General features: G+C 48.8%; 11 protein-coding genes. 1 reads left to right on the top strand and 10 read right to left on the bottom strand.

The genetic code is table 11. From position 1 onward, the window contains the following. The first annotated feature begins 25 nt into the window (after window positions 1–25). Entirely contained in the window at window positions 26–2,380 is a 2,355-nt protein-coding gene (locus L3C95_RS19775) for an ABC transporter permease (RefSeq protein WP_236390291.1), read from the top strand. Window positions 2,381–2,541: 161 nt separating this feature from the next. On the opposite strand, the gene L3C95_RS19770 is transcribed toward L3C95_RS19775, so the two are convergent. The 10 genes from L3C95_RS19770 to L3C95_RS19725 all read right to left on the bottom strand — a co-directional run bounded on the left by L3C95_RS19770 (window position 2,542) and on the right by L3C95_RS19725 (window position 19,548). Beyond that, window positions 2,542–5,079, bottom strand: a complete 2,538-nt coding sequence (locus L3C95_RS19770; protein WP_236390290.1) for a zinc-dependent metalloprotease — start codon at window positions 5,077–5,079, stop codon at window positions 2,542–2,544. Window positions 5,080–5,097: 18 nt separating this feature from the next. Further along, entirely contained in the window at window positions 5,098–6,468 is a 1,371-nt protein-coding gene (locus L3C95_RS19765; RefSeq protein WP_236390289.1) for a RagB/SusD family nutrient uptake outer membrane protein, read from the bottom strand. Window positions 6,469–6,479: 11 nt separating this feature from the next. After that, window positions 6,480–10,019 carry a SusC/RagA family TonB-linked outer membrane protein gene (locus L3C95_RS19760; RefSeq protein ID WP_236390288.1) on the bottom strand — a complete coding sequence of 1,180 codons (3,540 nt, stop codon included), beginning with the start codon at window positions 10,017–10,019 and terminating at the stop codon, window positions 6,480–6,482. Window positions 10,020–10,231: 212 nt separating this feature from the next. Then, complete coding sequence (locus L3C95_RS19755; protein WP_236390287.1) at window positions 10,232–11,413, bottom strand: FecR family protein; 1,182 nt, start codon at window positions 11,411–11,413, stop codon at window positions 10,232–10,234. Window positions 11,414–11,463: 50 nt separating this feature from the next. Then, complete coding sequence (locus tag L3C95_RS19750) at window positions 11,464–12,054, bottom strand: RNA polymerase sigma factor (protein ID WP_236390286.1); 591 nt, start codon at window positions 12,052–12,054, stop codon at window positions 11,464–11,466. Window positions 12,055–12,195: 141 nt separating this feature from the next. Next, window positions 12,196–12,636 carry an SRPBCC family protein gene (locus L3C95_RS19745; protein ID WP_236390285.1) on the bottom strand — a complete coding sequence of 147 codons (441 nt, stop codon included), beginning with the start codon at window positions 12,634–12,636 and terminating at the stop codon, window positions 12,196–12,198. Window positions 12,637–12,801: 165 nt separating this feature from the next. Then, a complete protein-coding gene (locus L3C95_RS19740) occupies window positions 12,802–13,737 on the bottom strand; it encodes a family 43 glycosylhydrolase (protein WP_236390284.1) in 936 nt (311 codons plus the stop codon). Window positions 13,738–13,761: 24 nt separating this feature from the next. Beyond that, complete coding sequence (locus tag L3C95_RS19735) at window positions 13,762–14,469, bottom strand: DUF3823 domain-containing protein (protein WP_236390283.1); 708 nt, start codon at window positions 14,467–14,469, stop codon at window positions 13,762–13,764. Window positions 14,470–14,484: 15 nt separating this feature from the next. Next, window positions 14,485–16,308, bottom strand: coding sequence for a RagB/SusD family nutrient uptake outer membrane protein (locus L3C95_RS19730; RefSeq protein ID WP_236390281.1), 1,824 nt, complete (start codon window positions 16,306–16,308; stop codon window positions 14,485–14,487). A 12-nt stretch (window positions 16,309–16,320) separates the two neighbouring features. Beyond that, window positions 16,321–19,548 (bottom strand): SusC/RagA family TonB-linked outer membrane protein, encoded by a 3,228-nt coding sequence (locus L3C95_RS19725; protein ID WP_236390280.1) that lies wholly within the window; start codon window positions 19,546–19,548, stop codon window positions 16,321–16,323. Window positions 19,549–20,175 lie beyond the last annotated feature (627 nt).

The following is a 20,175-nucleotide window of genomic DNA, read 5'->3' as shown; positions in this document are numbered from 1 at the left end:
ATCCACCCGTTAAACGTAACCTTATATGTTCAGGAACTATTTTATCATAGCCCTCCGGCACCTGAAACGCAATCTTAACTATGCCACATTGAATATCATTGGGCTCACGTTAAGCATTGCCGCCTGTCTGATCATCTTTCTGATCACTAAGAATGAACTGACCTTCGACACTTATCACCGTAAGGCTGACAGGACGTACAGGGTTACGATGAATGCCCTGGACTTCAACCCAAGTGTGTCTCTTGCTATTGCTCCCGCTATGCGCAGCGCCTTTCCTGAACTGGAGAAAGTCTCCCAGTACTGGCACCGTTGGGATGGTCTCGTGAAAGTGGACAATACGCGCTACATGCAGAACGAATATGCATTTGCCGATGGTTCATTTACGGACATATTTGATTATGAGTGGTTGTCCGGTAATCCGCACACTGCACTGTCAGCGCCCAATACGGTCGTTCTGACCGAAAGTGTGGCCCGCAGGTACTTCGGCAGTGAGGCTGCACTGGGCAAGACCTTTCAGCTTGATAATAGCTACCAGCTGACGGTAACCGGTGTTATCAAAGACCTTCCTCCCAATACCGGCATGACCTTCGGATTCCTCGCATCCTTTGCTACTGTTGAAAAAGAGATGAAAGACGCCATGGGCGAGTTCTATGCCATTGTTGGCGGCAATACATTTATCGTTGTTCCACCTCATTACGATATTAAAAAGATCGAAAGCCGCATGCCCGGTTTTATCAAACAGAACTGGGGCGCCGATATTGCGGCAGAAGCCAAACTGTTGCTGCAGCCGCTGAAGGAGGTCCACTTCGACCAACGCTATATTCAGAGCACCACTACCTCCCGCAATACCTACCGGGCGCTGATCGCTATTGCGATCTTTATTATTGTGACGGCCTGTATCAACTTCATTAACCTGGCTACTGCACAGGCCATGAAACGTGCGAGGGAAACCAGCGTCAGAAAAGTGCTGGGCGCTAACCGTTTTCAGCTGATACGGCAGTTCCTGGGAGAAACCAGCATACTCGTGCTCCTCACCGTGGTACTCGGCCTTGCTATCGCCTACCTGGCATTACCTCAGGTAGCATCCTGGCTGGATACAGGCATCGGCACAAAGCAGTTAAATCAGCCGCTGATTTATGTATTACTGGCTACCCTGACCCTTATTATCATTTTACTGGCAGGACTGTATCCTGCTTTCGTGCAATCGTCCTTTCAGCCTGCCATCAGTCTGAAAAGCACAACCGGTCAATCATCCCGTGGCTTAACCCTGCGCAAATCGCTGGTCTTCGTCCAATTCCTGGTATCACAGGTGCTGATCATCGGCACCCTGGTGGTGGCCAAACAAATGGACTTTTTCAAGAACCAGGATCTGGGCTTTAATAAGGAAGCAGTCATTTCTTTTGTTATCCCGAACGGGGCAAAACGGGAAGTACTGGCCCAACAATTAAAGGATAATACCGGTATCAAAGAGATGTCTTTCTCCACCGGTGCGCCATCCTATAATCAGAATTTTGGGCCCTTCTCCTGCCCGGAAAGAGGCATTACCAAAGACGATGTCATGGAGTTGAAATTTGTTGATGAGCACTTCATGAAGATGTTTGACATGAAGATGCTGGCAGGTGAAGGCATCACACCTGCAACGAAAAAAGACTCCATCCCGCGGGTGGTCGTTAACGAGGCACTGATCCGGAAACTGGGAGTTGAGCGCCCGGAAGATGCCCTTGGCCTTAACATCACGGTGGGCCGCGGAAAACTGGTGATCAAAGGAGTAGTGCAGGACTTCCAGAGCGAGTCCAAACACAAGGAAAAAAGACCCTGCATTCTGTTTAACGATCCAAAAGCCTATAATACAGTCAGCGTAAGGCTGCATCCGCAGCATATGCCTGCCACCATCGCCCGGATAGAAAAAGACTGGTCAGCGTTGTTCCCGGATGATCTCTTTGCATATGAATTCCTGGACGACCACATTGCAGCTATGTACAAACAGGAACAAAAACTCTATACTGCATACAGGTTGTTCTCCGGACTGGCCATTATCATTGGCTGCCTGGGATTATATGGACTGGTAGCTTTTGCAGCAGTTCAACGCAACAAGGAAATAGGGATCCGGAAAGTATTGGGTGCTTCCATTCCTGATATTGTTTTACTGTTTGGCAAGGAATTCATGTTGCTGATAGCACTTGCATTTCTCGTGGCAACGCCATTGTCTTATTACCTGATGTACAACTGGCTGGGCAACTTTGCTTATCATATTTCGCTGAGTGCGGGCATCTTTATTGCAGCAATTGCTTGCTCAGTGCTCATAGCAGCGGTAACGATCGCACATCAATCTATCAAGGCGGCAATATCCAGTCCGCTAAAGAGTCTGAAAACAGAGTAAAAAAATATTGTAAATAGAAAAAAGGAGGGCGTTTCAAACTAAGAAACGCTCTCCTTTTTTCTATAGCAATGCCACAGGTATATCGTCACTTAGGTTGTCTGATTTGATATACTATCGACATAAACGGCCGCTATATCTGTTCAGACACGCTGGTTGTGCTATCAGAATCGGAGATCCTTTTCACCCATCTTTCTGATCTTCACATTCAGTTCTTTCAGGTGACGCTGGGTTTCTTTATCCAGACGGGGATCTGCCTGGTACCTGGCTATCAGCTGCTGTTCTTTTGCAAGGGCTGCTTTCAGCACATCGCTTACGTCCGTCTGGTAATAGGTATACATCTGATTGAGGGACGAGAACATCTGGTCCATATCATCATTTGGATACACCATATCCAGCAGCTTATTGATATAGATCTTCTGGAGATTACGCCTGTAGAAGCTTACACTCTTTCCCGCATAAAGTTCCTTAAAGATGATCTTGTCCATGTCCTGCAGTAACTCTTCTACAGTGTAAGGATGCACCACTTTATCATCATACTGTGCGGCCAGCATAGAGGTTAAACGCATGCGGTTCAGTATACCGTTCATAGCGCTACGGTACATATCCGTCAGGTCAATACCGAATTTGTCTGGTATCCGGTCCATCAGGGGCTTTTCATTCAGCCATTCAGGAATAGTAAAGAACTCTTTATCCAGGAAAGCCATCGCCTCTTTCTGGCGTTTATATTCAACAGCTTCGTACGCAGGTCCCGGCTGACTGCCGATCTTTTCGTAATGATATTGTCCGCCGATGAGCTTCATTACGTGCCCTACATAGGTGGCATACTGATTGAACAAGGTGGACAGCATCTCCCGCATATTCGTTGCATCTTTTTCCGGCTCATTCGTCCATTCACCGAGGTGTTTAATGATCCTTTTCAGGTTCATGATACCATAAGTACTAGCCTTCACGGCATCATCGCCCAGGTCTTCATTCTGACTGCGGGGGTCCAGGGGCTCCATTTCATTACCAAACCAGAGTCTTTTGTTCTTCAGACTGTCTGTTACAATGGCGGTCAGCACTTTTTGTTCTTCCCACTCGTCTTTGATATCGGGACGCCATTTGTAGCCCCATTCAATCGCCCACTTATCATAGTCATTGATACGGGGAAATAAACCCGCCCGGCTGATATTATCTTCCGGCTGTGCTACATAATTGAATCGTGCGTAGTCCATGATGGAAGGCGTATGCCCGTACTTTTCCACCCAGGCTTTGTTACGCAGGTTCTCTACGGGCACCGTGGAGCTGGAACCGAAATTGTGCGCCAGGCCTAATGCATGCCCTACTTCATGAGATGACACAAAGCGGATCAGTTCTCCCATCAGCTTATCGTCCAGCACCAGTTTTCTCGCGCCGGTATCTACCGCCGCACACTGTACAAAATACCATTTCTGTAACAGGGACATCACGTTATGATACCAGAACACATGGCTTTCCAGGATCTCACCCGAACGCGGATCGGTTACGCTGGGTCCCATTGCATTCGCAATAATGGAAGGACGATACACAATAGCAGAGTGCCTCGCATCTTCCAGGCTCCAGGTGCTATCTTCTTCACGGGATGGTGCTTCCCTGGCATAAATAGCATTTTTGAACCCAGCTTTTTCAAAGGCTGCTTTCCAGTCATTAACGCCCTGTATCAGGTATGGTACCCATTTCTTAGGCGTTACAGGATCAATGTAAAATACGATCGGCTTCACTGGTTCTACCAACTCGCCTCTCTTATACTTTTCAACGTCCTCAGGCTTAGGTTCCAGTCGCCAGCGGATCGCGTAAGTGGCGTTAGTTACCCCCTGTGGATGCGCATCGAAGTCCCGGTGCGAAACAGAGAAGAACCCTACGCGTTTATCTGTTAAACGGGGACGCGCAGGCGTTTCCGGCAATAACACCATAGAAGAGTTCAGCTCCACACTGTAGTTGGAGGAAGTAGGGTTCCTGCCTGCGCTGTAAGTCTTAAAGGCACGCACTTCCAGGTTGGTAGCGTATGGATGCACATACTTGATATAACTGCGGTCATTCTGTTGCGCGCCCATACCAGCACGGTCTTTAAATGCCTGTTTGGAGAAATACAGGATGTCGTTATCGCTCTCCAGGAATTCTTTCATATTCAGCACGGCCCCTGTCGAATCAGCGTTATAGGCAACGATAGGAAAAACAGCTGCGATAGCCTGCAGGTTATTCTTCTGCACACTTGCATACATTGGCTTGGTACTGTCGCCGGTATATTCTGTAAAAGAAATCCTGCGCAGGAACAGTTTATTACCCCTGCCCTTTTCAAAGCGATATACGCCTTGTCCTATGTCATCGCCCACCAGGCCCCATATGCCATTACGCATATCCACAGATGCCTCGGCAACGCGGTTCACGATGAGGATGTCTTTACCCATCAGGGAAAACGGCACTTCAAAGTAATACTCATCTTCTTTGGCATGCACCGTGATGAAGCCTTTGGAAGTGACCATATCTTTCGTGATCACTTCACTGTACTTCTTCAGTTTAGGTGGCTCCGGCTTCTTTGCCGTCGTATCCGTTTTTACTTCGGTGGATGGAGCTGCTTTGTCCTTCCTGTCTTTCTTCTTTTGAGCTGTTGCGTGTACAGACGCGGCCAGCATGGCGCATGACAAGAGCCATGCACCCGGGCTAAGTTTTAGTTTAAACATATGTCGTTAATAAGTTTTTTACCTTGGATTTTGTGTGATCTCCGGATTGAATTGAATATAAGTTGTGGCTATAGGAAATACGTATCGGTTACTGTTAGGTTCCAGCGTAAAGGTCTTGCCCATGTAGGTGCGCGTCACCGTTATTGCAAAAGCTGGTTCAAGGTTCAGCCGCTTCTGATCAAACCAGCGGAGGCCAGTGCCCATCAGCTCACGACGGCGTTCTTCCAGCACCAGGCGCAGCGCATCTTCCGGTGTTGCAGCGGTCAGGTCGGTATAGTCCTGCGCAGTAATGCGTGTCACGCGTAATGCATTCAGGAGGGACAAGGCTTCTGCTGTCTTGCCATTGCGCGCATCACATTCTGCCCTGATCAGCATCATCTCAGCTACACCGGGACCTGTCCAGGCGCCTGTATTAGTAAGCATCGGACGCCAGAAGCCCCTGCCGCTAAAAGGCGCCCAGGCATAATTTGATCCGTCAGCAGTGAATATTGTATAACGAAGATCTCCAGCAGTAAAGAGCTGTACCAATGAAGGGTTCAGTGCGTATACCTGGGTCATGCCACGTACCTCCTTTGCCAGCATCACCTCCGGGTCCTGGTACAACAGGGGTAAGGTGATCACATTGTCAGCATACTTCCGCAGGTCAAGCAGGGTTGACTGACGTGCCAGCGCACTATCTGCATATCTTGCCGCATTCGTATAATCAGCCATGTAAAGAGACGCACGTGCCAATAAGCCATACGCTGCCGTGGCAGAAGGTACCATATTGATAATAGCATGATCGGGCAGTGCAGGTATCGCCGTTTCCAGATCAGCCTTCACCTGGTCATACACAGCCTGTACGGATGCCCTGTTCAGGGGTGCATACAGGTCGGGTTGCAGTAACACCGGTACACCGGGATCAGTGGCTGCAGTCGTTTTGTTATAATGCTTAGCATAGCTGTTCACCAGTATCAGGTAAGCATAGGCGCGATGTACCAACGCTTCCGCTCGTATGCGGTCCTTCTGTGCCATTGTACCACCTACGCTTCCTGGCACGCCTTCAATGATCTGATTGCAGACATAGATCTGCTTGTACAACCTGGACCAATCCTGGTCGTCCGATTCCCCTACAAACGTGACCGCCCAGCTATATACAGCCCCTAAGGTATTGTTCATATTCGCCTCAAAGTTGGCGTCGCTGATGCCATAATCATCGGCCGTATAAGCGGGGAATGAACTGGAAGGCTGAAAGTCGTTGGCACTATATAAGAGCTGCTGATAATCGCCCGTATTTACGAGCGCCCGTTTCCCAATGGGAGTAACCTCCACATAGTCCCTGCATCCCGTACCCCAGCACAGCCATACACCACCCAGTGCGAAATATATTAACCTGTTTATGATAGACATGATCTGAATGATTAAAATGAAACATTGAAATTGAAGGTATAGGTAGGCGATGGCCGCAGGCTACCGAAGTTGTATTCCAGCACATACATCGGATCGATACCTTCCTTATTCTTACGCCATATGACGCCCAGATTACTCACCGTTGCTCCCATATTCATGGTCTTGATGAAAGGCCATTTTTTTAAGATCCGCGAGCCTGCCATATAGTTCAGAGACAATTGTTCGAGGCGCGCATGAGAAGCGCTGATCACATTGATGTCGGCATCTCTATAACGGGCAAGGCTGGTGAAATTGGAATGGATAATGCCGGGGATATTGGTCACAGCTTCATCGCCCGGCTTCCGCCAGCGGCGCACCAATCCCTTTGAGGTGCCTGCAAATCCGGGTGCATTACCGCTCTCCGGATAAAGACCAGGCACTACGTCCTGCTTCATCATATTATGCCCCATATAGAAAACCATCCTGGCAGAGAAACTCAGTTGCCTGAACCGGATCAGATGCATAAAACCTCCAAATACCGGCGGATTTGAACGCCCTTTAAACACCCTGTCTTCAGGTTTCACTATTTCCCCGTCAGTAGATGTCAGTATTTTACCGGCACTGTTATAGATCAGCGATTGTCCTTCCTGGTCCAGCCCCGCCCATCTTAGGGCCGTAAGGTAATCGACCGGATGACCAGCTACCGGCGCTCCATTTTCCAGTGTGCCGGCAGTCACATTAAACCTTGTATCAGTCACCTTATTAGTATTGTAGGCCAGGTTGAAGTTTGCGCTATATCCCCAATCCTTCGTACGTATGATATTCGCACTGAGACCTAATTCAAGACCATGGCTCTTCATAGAGGCGGTGTTGTACAACAGTGTACTCCATCCGTAAGTGGCATTGAAAGGTAATGCGGACAGTATTCCTGATGACTTTTTGCGGTAAATGTCAAATGTGATACCCAGTAAACCATGCAGGATGTCTGCGTCAATACCTCCATTCAGCGTAGCAGTTGTTTCCCAACCCAGGTTCTGGTTACCCGGAGAGCCGATACCGGAGTATGTCAGCCCAGTCATAGGGTCGGCTGGCATCACGTTTACCACCGGGAAATTGGTACCACCGTTAGGAGCAGTACCGGCAGTACCATAGGTCAATCGCAGGGCCAGTGCTGTCAGCCATTTCTTAGCCGGCATGAAATGTTCCTTCCTGATATCCCATTTCAGGCCTGTCGACCATAAAGGGATAGCCCTGTTACGGCGCGCTATACCCAGCATGCTGAAATCGTCAAAACGTACGCTACCGGATACGAAGTACTTATCATACAGCGCATAGTTGGCATTGGAAAAATAAGAGAGGAAACGTTGTATGTCCGACATCAGCGCACCGTCGGCATATCCCAGCGTACGCGTTCCAAAGAAGAATGTTCTGTAAGGCACCGTCGGATTCCACGCCTGTGCGGAACCTGTATTAGGATCGTATCCATAGTGCGTTTGCCGGTAGCCTTTGGACTTCGTTTCACGGATATCTGTGCCGGCGAGGAAGTTAATATGATGGACCAGCTTCCATTGCTTGTCTATGTTCAATTGCGCCCTGGCGCCATAGTCGGTCGACCAGGTATTGGTGTGCCGCATAACGGCGCCGATCGGGATACCATATACCAGTTTGCCATTCTGAATAGATGTAGCGGTATTCAGCAGGTCCCTGGTATTATAACTGTTCAGTTCATCTATCAGCTCGATCTCCTGTGAACTGCGCTGGTACATACCTGACAACTGCAGATCGGCCCAGGGTGTCAGTCGTGTGGTCAGTGATGTCTGTACACGGGTGGTTTGCTTGAGATAGCGGGTATTGGAATAGTTCAGCTGATCAACCGGGTTGTAAGTCCAGGGTAACAGACCTAAGCCCTGCAGACTATCCCCCACCTCCGGTTTGAACAGGACGATGTAATTCTTTGACTGCCCATGTTCATCTACCAGCAGGTCATAAGGACGCAGACCGAAGGTGCCCGGGTTCAATGCAGTCAGTGCAGCTGTATTCACCACACTGTTTGAATAATTGTGGTTGATCCCCGTAGACAATTTTACTTTTCCATCCAGCAGGTCGGTGTTGAAATTACTATTCACAAAATAGGAGCTCGTCTTGTTCCCTTTGGATACCGGCAGATTCCTGGAATAGTTACCCGACACATAATAGCTGGTATTCTTTCCGCCACCGGTAACAGACAGATTATACTGCTGTGTTACCGCCCGCCGTAACAGGAACTCTCTTATCTGTGACTGGTTGTTGGTGTTAGCCAGTCTTTCCAGGGCTTCATCCCGCTGCTGTGCTGTAATATCGCCACGTTTGCCGAGGAACATATATTTCACGGCCTCACTGGGATTGGTATAACGCCAGTGTGTAAAAGGGTCCTGATAAAAGTTCGCATCAAACATCTCCTGTTCAAAATCGATATACTCACGGCTGTTCATAGCATTCATGTTCTTCATGTTTGCAGGCGCCGCAATACTGAGCGTAGCTCCCAGGTTAAGCGTTGTCATCTCGCCTTTCCTTCCCTTCTTTGTTTCTACCACGATCACACCGTTTGCCGCACTGGAACCCCAGATGGAAGTGGCCGCAGCATCTTTCAGGAAAGTGATGCTTTCAATATCTGCAGGGTTAAACGCATTTAACACATCGTAGCTGGTTCCCGCCTGATCGCCCAGTAGCGGTGTATACCCCGGCCGTGTGGCCAGGTTCTGATCGATGGCAGGGAAGCCATCGATGATGATCAACGGGGCACTCGTACCGAAGTTGTTCACTCCTCTTATCTGGATACGGTTATTACGGACATCGAAACGAACACCAGGCACCTTTCCTTCCAGCCGCTTCATAATATTGATATCGGGCGTCTCTTCCAGTTCTCTTGCTGTAATTAATGAATATGAGCCTGTTGTAGCTGCTTTTTCTATCTTCTGAAAACCTGTACTGATCACTACTCCTTTCAATTCCCGCTGCTGCGGCGTCAGGGAGATAGTTACTTTCACATCTTTATCAGCCACCACGATCTTCTTCTGAGCCTGCAGGAAACTCAGGTGTCTTACTTCCAGTGTATAGTTACCTGGAGGCACTGCCGCCATGATAAAGGAGCCATCTTCTTCAGTGAGCGTACCTCTGTCCTCGGTAGGCAGCAGGCGAACAACGGCTCTTGCCACCGGCCTTCCTTTTTCATCTGTTACAACACCCGATACCAGGGGAATTTTCAATGGCAGTATATAGGGCACCTTATCGGGCACTGTCTTCCTGGATATGATGATCGTTTTATTTTCAATAGAATAATCCAGTGGCTGGTCGTCCAGCGCTTTCCTGAGAAAAGATTCCAGCTCCAGGTTTTTGACGGTCAGGGTAACACGTTTGGTCTTGACCAGCAGATCCTGGTCGTAAAATACCACATACCCCGTTTGCTGTTTAATGACTTTAAATACCTGCTCAAGCGGAGCGTCCTTACAGGTATAGGTGATACTTTGCGAATGGCTGATCTTTGCGCTTGCCTGCAGGATGCAGAGCAGCAGGATAATGGTTGATAATCGCATAACACGTAGCGTTTGGATCAATAACCGGTAGTCCTTCCGGACGGGCATAGGCTTCCCCTGCCGGTTACAAGAAGCTTGAAAAATCATACTTTTGTACTGGTTGTGGTTGATTAAATAAATAAGCGTCTGACGAAGACTGTTTGTTTGCCGGCCATGGCCGTTGTCGTTCTACGGGGGTAGGACGACTTTTTATTTTGGCTGATATTCTCCTGCTACATTACTATTAGTCTGTTACCGTTTTCAATCCTGCATTTTACATCCATCCTTTCCAATATGCGCAGCACCTGCTGAAGAGACAGGTCACGCTGCATTTCCCCGCCGAATTTCCGGGTAGGTATCTTTCCTTCATATACAATCTCCACATCGTACCACCTTGCCAACTGCCGCAATACGGAAGGCAGGTCCATACCTTCGAAGTTGAACATGCCATTTTTCCAGGCCATTACCTGGTCAATGTTCACCTGTTTACTGAGCAGTAATTGCTCTTTATCTGCTACTGCCTGCTGACCTGGATTCAGCACAACGCGCCGGAGTAATGCATCACTTTTAGTCATGACTACTTTACCTTCCAGCAACGTTGTACTGACCTGGTTTTCATCGGAATAGGCATGGATATTAAAGTGTGTGCCGAGCACCTCCACCGCTGTGCGTTCATCTATCTGCACACGGAAAGGTTTGGCATTTTTAGCTACTTCGAAGTACGCTTCTCCACGTAGCGTCACGACCCTTTCATTGCCATCAAAGGCGGTTGGATAACGCAGGGAAGTGGCGGCATTCAACCACACAGCTGTACCATCCGGCAATACCACACGAAATTGTCCGCCACGCGGAGTACTCAGCGTATTGAAACCTACAGCGTGCGCGCCGGCGCTGTATCTTAACAGACCACCCTGTTGCCGGATGCTCGTATTTCCCTGCACAACCTGTCCTTTACCAATGCTGTCCAGTGCTACAATTCTCCCATCCGCCAATGTGAGCAAGGCTTTGTCGGTGCCCGGGGCCTTGTCATAAACAATAGCTACAGCACTTTCCTGTCGCTGAGAACGGCTCATCAAAAACCAGGTACCCGATGCCAGTAATAAGAAAATAGCGGCAGCTGCCCACCAATAGCGGGAGATAGAAAATATTCCACGGGAACCCTGCTGTTGCGGCAGCTCATCTGTCAGGAAAGACAGATTGCTGAATACCTTATCAACAGGTTGCTGATGCAAGGCATACAGTTCCCCCGCAGTTCCTTCCACCTCCACCCCTTCCAGCAATTCCTCCCACACAGGCCGCAGCTGGTCTATCCCAGCATAAGCCATCAGCTTTCTTATTTCTCCTTCCGAACAGTCTCTTTGCAGGAATTTACCGAACAGGCGACGCAGTTCCTCCTCATGAAATATATCTTCCATAATAGCTATTACGAACAAGCATGAATAAATAACTACTCCGAGGGAAAAAATTATTTAAATAAAAAATAGAGCAGGAGCATTCCCGTGATATCGGGGCGGTTGGCCAGGTATTCCCGCAGGAATTGTGTAGCCTTAACTACATGATTATTAACGGTAGATGGCGAAATACCTAATAAACGGCTTACTTCATCATGACTCTTGCCCTCCAGTTTACAGAGGGTAAATACCAGTTTACGTTGCGGGGGTAAGGCATCAATGGCTGTCTGGAGCAGGAATGCATTCTCTTTTTGCTCCAGTCTCTCTTCCGTATGTGTATAATGGTCAATGCTGACCTCCAGCAGGCGGTTGATCAGCTGCGCGCTGCGGTTGGCCTTCCTGAAAAGGTCTATGGCCAGGTTGTCGGCTATTTTGAACAGATAGGAACGGAAGGAACGCGCGGGATCTACCAGGGCATGTTTTTGCCAGACGGTAATAAACACCTCCTGCAGCAGTTCTGTAGCCAGATCTTCGGAATGTAACAATTTCAGCAACTTGCCGTATATCCTTGGCGCATAATGGTAATAGATCACCTGAAAGGCATCCTTATCACCCTTCGCCATTCTTTCAAGTAATGCTATTTCATTATCCAGGACCTCCGGCATGCTACCTACATTCCTCTCTTTTTTTGGTTGAATTCGGAGGCTAAAGTAATAAAAAAAGGCAGGTTGTTATAACACAACAAAAAAGCCGCTCCCCTCGGGAAAGAGGAACGGCTTTCTATAATATCATCGTCCGGATGAGGACTAATTCACTTCTGACAGCTCTTTCACTTTTTCCAATGCTTTAGGCCAGGTCTTGGTAAAATAGTCTTTGTATTCTTCCACGACATCCATGTCAACCACCAGCTCTGTCTGACCATTTACACTTTTCAGTGTATAGTTCTCATGAGCGCCGGCCCATTTTTTTACTTCTTCACTATGCCTGTCTTCAACGCCATTTTTTACATACCCCAGATGTTCTATCGACATGTACTCATTCGGAATATTCTCTTCCACCCTGGATATCATGCCGTCGTTCTTATCATCCAGGAACTGGATCTCACTGCCCTTCTTCCAGTCAGTTTTAGCCCATGAACCGGGAGCAAATACTGCTGTCCATTCACGATAGGAAGCGTCATCCCAGAGTACCCGCCATACTTTTTCACGGGGGCCGTTGATAGTGATTTTGAATTCATGTTTTTCCATAACATGTGTTTTAAGTGTTTTTAAACGTATGAGTAATGGAAAGCTTTGTTCGCTCAACAAAGATGAAATTCTTTTCACTTATACAGGCGGTGCAATTACGACATTTTCGAGGGGCAAACCAGTCTCCTGAATTGCTTCAGTCCGCAACCGGTAACAGGCTGTTCCTTATTTTCCCGTTGTCTGTACCACTTTGCGGATGGTGCCGTCTTCATTATAGAAGAGCTTATCTACACAGATCGATCTCAGCCAGTCATGATGCGATAAGGCACTATTGTGGTAGAAAGCATACCATTGCCCTTTGTACTCAACAATAGAGCCGTGGTTGGTATAGCTGTCGGTAGGCTCCATATAGATGCCTTTGTATGTCCAGGGCCCCAGCGGACTATCGCTGGTGGCATAACGCAGCTGGTTGTGCTTACCGTCCTTGTCGTTATTATCAGAATACGACAGATAATAGACACCGTCTTTCTTATGCACCCAGGTAGCTTCATGAAAGTCCACCAGTCCTTCCATAGGCTGCATGGTACCATCTATTTCCATCATGTTGTCCATCAGCTTACCGCCTTTGCAAACGCCGCCACCACCGTAATAAAAATAAGCAAGACCATCCTCGTCAATGAATACACAAGGGTCGATCATCGGTTCGAGATCAGGCAGATATCCCTGCACTTGGAACCCACTTGCCGGACTATTGCTGGTGGCCACGCCTATCTTCCAGGTTTTATTCCATTCGTCGCCACTGGGGTGAGGGAAGTAAAGATAATAGGTCCCTTTCCTGAACACACAATCTGGCGCCCACATAAAACCACCGTCTTTTCTGCCCCAGGGCACCTGGCTGGCGCGCAGTATCTCACCATGGTCTTTCCAGTTGATCATGTCGTCAGTAGAAAACACATGATACTGGTCCATGAGGTCACAGCCCTTTGGTGGTGCAATATCATGGGATGCGTAAACATATAAACGTCCGTCATTCCATACATGTGCTGACGGGTCAGCTGTATATATTTCTGTAATAAATGGGTTCTTCTGTGCCGTGGATGAAAAGGCCGACATTAACATTAATAAAACTAAACCTGCACGCATGCTGTTGATCTTTTGCATATTCCTGATACTTTGTAACTTATATTATGGTACTTTAACTTCAATTATCTGCGAATAATTAAACTGTTTGAAACTGTCATCCACTCTTACACCCACCCTCGCATAGAAGGTCCTGGCAGCCTTCAGATTGGGCACTCTTATTTCGTAGGCCGTTGCAGCAATATCGGCAGACCAGCTACTGTTGATATCGATCTTGTTAGGATCAGTATACTGGCTGATGGTAGACCCGCTGCCTACGTACTCACTTGTATTCACGAAAGGCTTAACGTCCAATATCCTGGGCAGGCCTGTTTCCACCGGTGCTGACAGCTTAAACCGCATGATCAGCGTGGTCCCTTCCAGCTCGTGAGTGAACTGGGTGATACGCAGGTAAGGCGTCAGCGTAAAATCGTGCGCAGTGGTGCCATTGATATCCAACTCAACACCCTGTACCGGCCAGAAGGCGCCGTTGACAGGCGTAACGCGATAATGTCCGCTGAACAGCTTTGTATCCTCAAAGGTGCCATCTATTTTGGATGGTATATACTGCGGCGTAGGTGTTGCACTCCAGCTCAGTTCTTCCAGCTTGATCTGCACACCGCCGGTTTCCGTCAGGAAATTCTCTTTCGAGTCATTGTCAAGCAATCTTCCTTTAAAAGCGGCATCAGGGCCATCGAAATTATCTTCCTTGGTACAGGAAGACACTGCCACGGCAGTGAGTAAGATAAACAATCCTTTTATGATCTGTTGCATGGTAGTCGTTTTAATTTAGTGGTTAGGGTTATTAGGATACAGGTTCGGGTTCTTGCCCAGTTCTCCGCCGGGAATAGGCTCGTAGTAAAACTTCTTTTCGAAGTTGTAGGAACGTTGGAAGGGTTCAAACTCCCGGAGGAAGATATACCGCTGTTCATCGGCCACGTAGTATGGCATGAGCGCATGATATTTTGTGTTGTCCAGCAGCCGGTCTGCAATACGCCATCTTCTGATATCCCACCAGTATTGCTTTTCGAAGGCCAGTTCCTTACAACGCTCGTTACGCACCGTGTCTATTGTAAATTCACCTGTTAAGAGCGGAGCGCCTGCACGGTCTCTGATATCGTTGATCACATTCCGGGCGTCCGCCATGTTATTCAGTTCAACGGCAGCTTCTGCCCTGTTCAGCAACACTTCTGCATAACGCATGTCTATCCAGCTCTGGGTGCTCATATATAGGCCGCATTGGGATTGCGCGCGATTATAATCCACGTATTTGCGCACATAAAGACCGCTGCGGGTAAGGTCGTCGTTGTCCGTACTGATACCCGTAAAGCCGATAATGCGCATGCCGTTGAATAAGGTTTCTGTTTTACCGGCCAGGTGTCTGTATTGCCTGTTAGGCGGGTTCTGCCCCAGTTCATCAGCAGCGGTACCGGCAAAGTGTTCATAGATGCCCCGCTGCATATCAAATTGTCTGCCTCTCAGCGTAGCACCAGGGAAATATATCGTTGCCAGCAGGCGGGGCTCCAGGCCCTGCGACAGCTGACCGGTATTATCAAAACGACGGGGCGTGCCATCAGGGTTCACGATCGGCAGCTGCCCTGTAAAACGCTCCACGAGCTCCAGGGTGGGATAAGCACGGGAAAGGCCATCTGCAGTCATGAAACGGCAGGTCATGGTAGCATCCCAGCTGTGAGCTGTACCGGTCGTCAGGGAATAATCCCTCACCAGGATGTTCTCTGTGCTTTCCCTGTCCAGGAAGAGGTCTACATAATTCAGTTCCTTATCTGTCTTTTTACGGTATAAACTATAACGCCCTTCCAGCAGTTTGGCGGCATCCCAGGCCTTCTGAAAGAAGCCTGCAGCAGCTGATGCCGGGATACCTGCAAACCCTTGTTCACGGGCATCGCCCGCTACAAAGTTCTCTGAACCATACTTCGCTATGCTGCCTGCATACAGCATAGCCCTCGATTTCAGAGCCGCGGCCACATACCGGTTAGCACGTCCCCGCTCGCTGGTAGCCGGCATCTTATTGTAAGCGCTGTCCAGGTCATCGCCAATGAAGTTCCATACATCCACTTCCTTGTCCCTGTGCACCTGCAGCTCTTCCAGGCTTTGCTCAGGATAGTGCTGTACTTTCCTGATAATGGGGATACCGCCATAACGTTTAGCCAGCGCAAAGTAGAAGTACGCCCTGCAGAAGTAAGCCTCCCCCAACCAGGCTTCAATCTGATCGGGTGAAAAACCTGTTGCATAAACGGGCAGGTTCTCAATAAAATAATTGACAGTCCGGATATCGCCATATGGCCAGTAGCCAAAGCCTCCGGCGCCGTCGTAAGTACTGCCATAAGGGCCTACCATTTCTCCGCACAGTGCACCGGGATGATAGAAATGTTCCCATTGGCGGTTAAAGCCGGAACCCTCCTGGCGGTAGTAAAAATCTTCTATTGGCAGGGCCCTGTATATCGTAGCCAGATAGCCCTTAACTCCTGCTTCTGTGGCAAAAACGTCCTTGTCCTGTATCACATTCAGCGGATCAATATTCAGGTCCTTACAGGAAGGCTGTAACAATATTGCCAGCAGGGTGATGATGCTTATGTATATCTTGTTCTTCATGTTGTTTTCAGTTTAAAAAGTAACACTGGCTCCCACACTGAATGTCCTGTTCATAGGATATTTATATCCGCCCTGGGAATAGTTCCAGTCCGCGCCATTGGCCACGCTACCCGGATGCTCCGGATCGCTGTTCTTCAATCCCGTAAAAGTGGCCAGGTTATAACTGTTGACGTAAGCCCTGAAATTGCTGATGCCTATATGGCTGAGTAGTTTCCGGGGAATGGTATATCCTATTTCCAGGCTTTTGATCCTCAGGTAGGTGGCGTCCTGCACCGCTTTGGTACCTTCCGCTACAGGTGAGCCCATAGCCGGATATTTACCGGGCACCCACACGGTATTCGGATCGAATACATCTGCATTGGGGTCAGCGGTATGCCACCTGTCGAGAAACTGAGTCAGTGCGCTACGACCATACATCAGCGGCTCTGCCATCTGCTCAGCATACTGCACATAGAAATCGGTAGCGCCCTGCAGCAGCATATTAAAGTCAAAGCCCTTCCAGGCCGCGCCGAGCGTCATCCCGAAATTGATCAGCGGGAGGTCTCTTACAGCGATCGGAGATTCGTCCTTACCATCTATTACCCCGTCATTATTCCAGTCCTGGTAATAGTAATCGCCCGGCACAATGTTCTGGTTACCGCCGCCGGTATTGACATTGTGATGGTATATCTGATCGTAGGAGCTAAATTGTCCGCCGTATTGTTTTCCCCACCAGATGTTCGTGTAGCGGTTCTGCTGCGAGTTCTTCCAGTTCTCATAAGAGTTACCCGCGCGGGTCTGCTGTACTTCGCGCAGCATGGTGCGTGTAGAAGATACGTTACCACTGATGTTATAGCTGAAATCACCGATGGTATTGCGATGGGTCAGCACCACTTCAATCCCCCTGGTACGGTCGCTGTTCAGGTTCTCCTGTGGCAGGTTGGTACCTACAGTGCCTGGCAGTGTGGTCGTTCTGGTAGCCAGCAGACCGTCCCTGTTCCTGATGAAATAGTCTACAGAGCCGCCTATCATGCCTTTCAACAGGTCGAAGTCGATACCCATATTGAGTGTTTTAGCCGTGTACCAGGTTAGGTCCGGATTGACCACACCGCGGGAAGCCATCCCGTTCACATAGTTGCCACCGAAGAAATAACCGGGGGAAGGATAGTTATAACCGGATATGTACTGGAAGCCCGTAGCGCCGTCGTCGCCGGTTTTACCATAGGAAGCACGTAGCTTCAGGTTGCTCAGGATATTGGGCGACACCAGGCCCTGGAAGAAATGCTCCTCTGTCAAACGCCAGCCGGCCGATACAGCCGGGAAGAAGCCCCATTGCGCCCCTGGTTTGAACTTACTGGACCCATCATACCGGAAACTGAAATCAAGCAGGTATTTGCCTTTAAAATCATAATTCACTTTACCAACGATACCCTTGTTCACGGTCTCCCATAAACCATTGCCATCCATACTACCCAGCTGGTTGTTGGCATCGCCGGCAAAGAGGTAAGGAAGACCCAGGGAGAATTCACGTTGTGCGTAGAAGTTGTCGGCCGTAGCATGGCTTTCTTCATACAATACCAGGCCGGTCACATTATGCCTGCCGCCGAATTTCCTTGTATAGTTCAGTGATAACTGGTATAGCGTAGAAGTATTGTTACCATATGTACGGTTGACGGTGGATGGCGCATTGACCAATGTTCCGATATATTTATCATTCTGCCGGTCGTATTCAAAAAGTGTATAAGACTTCTTCACCATGGTATTGTCCACGATATTGAAGCCGTAGTTGTACATTCCCCTGGCCATCAGTCCTTCAATGGCAGGTATATCATATTCGAGGGCCAGTTGTCCCTGGAAGTTCTTATTCTTAAAAGCCTGCTTCCCGACATAGTCCGCATCCGTCATGATCACCGGGTTGGCATTGTCCGGCATCAGATGAGGGTACTGGGGATTATTGTTCGCATAGATCTGGTCAGTCGGCAGTTGGTTCCAGGTATATTTGAACATCTCCCATACGCCTCTGCCGCCAGGCTGGTTCTTGGTATCGGTATAACCCGACAGCAGCAATTGCGCCCTTAGTCTGTCTGTGATCTTAGCGTTGATATTGGACCGGAAATTCCAGCGGTCATAGTTCATGTCTCCGCTACGGAACAAACCGTCCTGGTTGAAATAGCCCAGGTTAAAAAAGTAATTGGCCTTGTCATTGCCACCGTTCACGTTCAGGGTATGTTGTATTTCCGGCGAAAATTCTTTCATGGTAGCGCCTACCCAGTCGGACGATTTCAAGGTGCCGTTCCTGTACAGTTCCATATCGGCATCAGAAAAAGAAGGCGGCATCTGGTTATAGAAATTATTACCGAAGTCGCGTTTCTGTTTCTCATTCTTCAGCATCATATATTGCAGTGCATCTACGCCCTGAGGTACATTCAGGAATTGCTGCCAGCTCTGGTTCACCGCATAGGTGATATCGAACTTGCCCGTCTGGCTGCGGGTACCTTTTTTACTCGTTACCAGTATCACGCCATTGGCCGCACGCACACCGTAAACAGCGGCAGAAGCATCCTTCAGGATAGAGATACTCTCTATCTCATTGGGGTCCATCCTGGAAAGGTCGCCACCACTCCGGGGTACCCCATCTATGACCACCAGCGGATTGCCCATCCCGCGGATGTCGAATACATTGTCATAGGCTCCCGGCTCACTGCTTTTCTGCACCACACGCAGGCCCGGCAGCTTACCCGTCATCATATTGATAACGTTTTCATTTTTGGTCACCACCAGTTCACTGGCCCTGATCACCGAAACAGCCCCGGTTACCGTCGCCTTTCGCTGGGTACCATAACCCGTTACGATCACCTGGTTGAGGCCAGCAGTAGTAGATGGCAGTCGTACCAGTACATTCCCGGAACCGCTGTAAGGGATTCTCAGTTCGCGGTATCCCACCAGGCGGACGTACAGGGATACCGGCTTGCCATCCGGCACCCGGACCGTAAAGCGGCCTTCCCTGTCGGAAATGGCGCCCAACTGGGTACCGGCAATACCGATAGTCACCCCTTCCAGCACGTTCCCGTTGGCAGAATCGACGACCTGCCCGGTAATAGCCATCGACGAGGCCGGGCCCGCACTATCCCTCTTTTGTGCGGCGCTCTTGTCTACCCGGGATAAAATGATGGCCCCGATAAACAGTAATTGAAACAACAGGGACTTTCCGTCCGTGTTCTTCATAACATGGACGCATGCGTCATACGTGGATCTTTTCATATTTGCAAGCTTTGCTTTTAACAAGGAGGTCTGTAGATCTCTGATTTCATAACAGGAATAAATTCTTTATGCTATTCAAATACTTTTAATGCTGATCCAGGAAGAAAGGCATGACATAGATTAATAAAGTTCCCCTCCGTGAGAACTGATAATCAGATCCTAAACAACTGAGTGTAATAAACTATCCCGGGGATTAAAAAAGGCTTAACAAAAGGGTTAATGCGGGGATTAACTATGAAATTTTTCTAAAAAACATCTATTATCAAGCACCATTGCCATCCGACGCGGAGGCGTGTTCAAAACCCGCTGCCGGTTTGAGCCAGGGAATCCGGAATGACAAACATCTCATTTTTCTAACCACGCCACCATTAAACGGGATTAAGCAAACGCCGATACCACCCCGTTAGAAGTTGTGTGTTTGAGCCCCGGGTGCCGCCGGAATCCGGTATCTATTCGGTGAGGATCCTATACCTATTCGGTGGAGTCTATAGCCTATAGGCTCTCTACTATAGCGTTATAGCCACTATTCTATAGCCAGGGCTATAGAATAGCAGGCGTAACGCAGGACTATAGCGCCTATAGATAGACATCGGTACTATAGTGGTAGCGAAGTCGCACCCTATTGGT

Source organism: Chitinophaga filiformis, from assembly GCF_021646545.1.
Lineage (GTDB): Bacteria > Bacteroidota > Bacteroidia > Chitinophagales > Chitinophagaceae > Chitinophaga > Chitinophaga filiformis_A.
The sequence above is the reverse complement of the archived record's forward strand: the minus strand, read 5'-3'. Positions and strand labels throughout refer to the sequence as shown.

Excerpts from the sequence above, each read along its gene's own strand:
- L3C95_RS19775 (WP_236390291.1), top strand. The coding sequence starts at position 26 with ATGTTCAGGAACTATTTTATCATAGCCCTCCGGCACCTGAAACGCAAT.
- L3C95_RS19770 (WP_236390290.1), bottom strand. The coding sequence starts at position 5,079 with ATGTTTAAACTAAAACTTAGCCCGGGTGCATGGCTCTTGTCATGCGCC.
- L3C95_RS19765 (WP_236390289.1), bottom strand. The coding sequence starts at position 6,468 with ATGTCTATCATAAACAGGTTAATATATTTCGCACTGGGTGGTGTATGG.
- L3C95_RS19760 (WP_236390288.1), bottom strand. The coding sequence starts at position 10,019 with ATGCGATTATCAACCATTATCCTGCTGCTCTGCATCCTGCAGGCAAGC.
- L3C95_RS19755 (WP_236390287.1), bottom strand. The coding sequence starts at position 11,413 with ATGGAAGATATATTTCATGAGGAGGAACTGCGTCGCCTGTTCGGTAAA.
- L3C95_RS19750 (WP_236390286.1), bottom strand. The coding sequence starts at position 12,054 with ATGCCGGAGGTCCTGGATAATGAAATAGCATTACTTGAAAGAATGGCG.
- L3C95_RS19745 (WP_236390285.1), bottom strand. The coding sequence starts at position 12,636 with ATGGAAAAACATGAATTCAAAATCACTATCAACGGCCCCCGTGAAAAA.
- L3C95_RS19740 (WP_236390284.1), bottom strand. The coding sequence starts at position 13,737 with ATGCAAAAGATCAACAGCATGCGTGCAGGTTTAGTTTTATTAATGTTA.
- L3C95_RS19735 (WP_236390283.1), bottom strand. The coding sequence starts at position 14,469 with ATGCAACAGATCATAAAAGGATTGTTTATCTTACTCACTGCCGTGGCA.
- L3C95_RS19730 (WP_236390281.1), bottom strand. The coding sequence starts at position 16,308 with ATGAAGAACAAGATATACATAAGCATCATCACCCTGCTGGCAATATTG.
- L3C95_RS19725 (WP_236390280.1), bottom strand. The coding sequence starts at position 19,548 with ATGAAAAGATCCACGTATGACGCATGCGTCCATGTTATGAAGAACACG.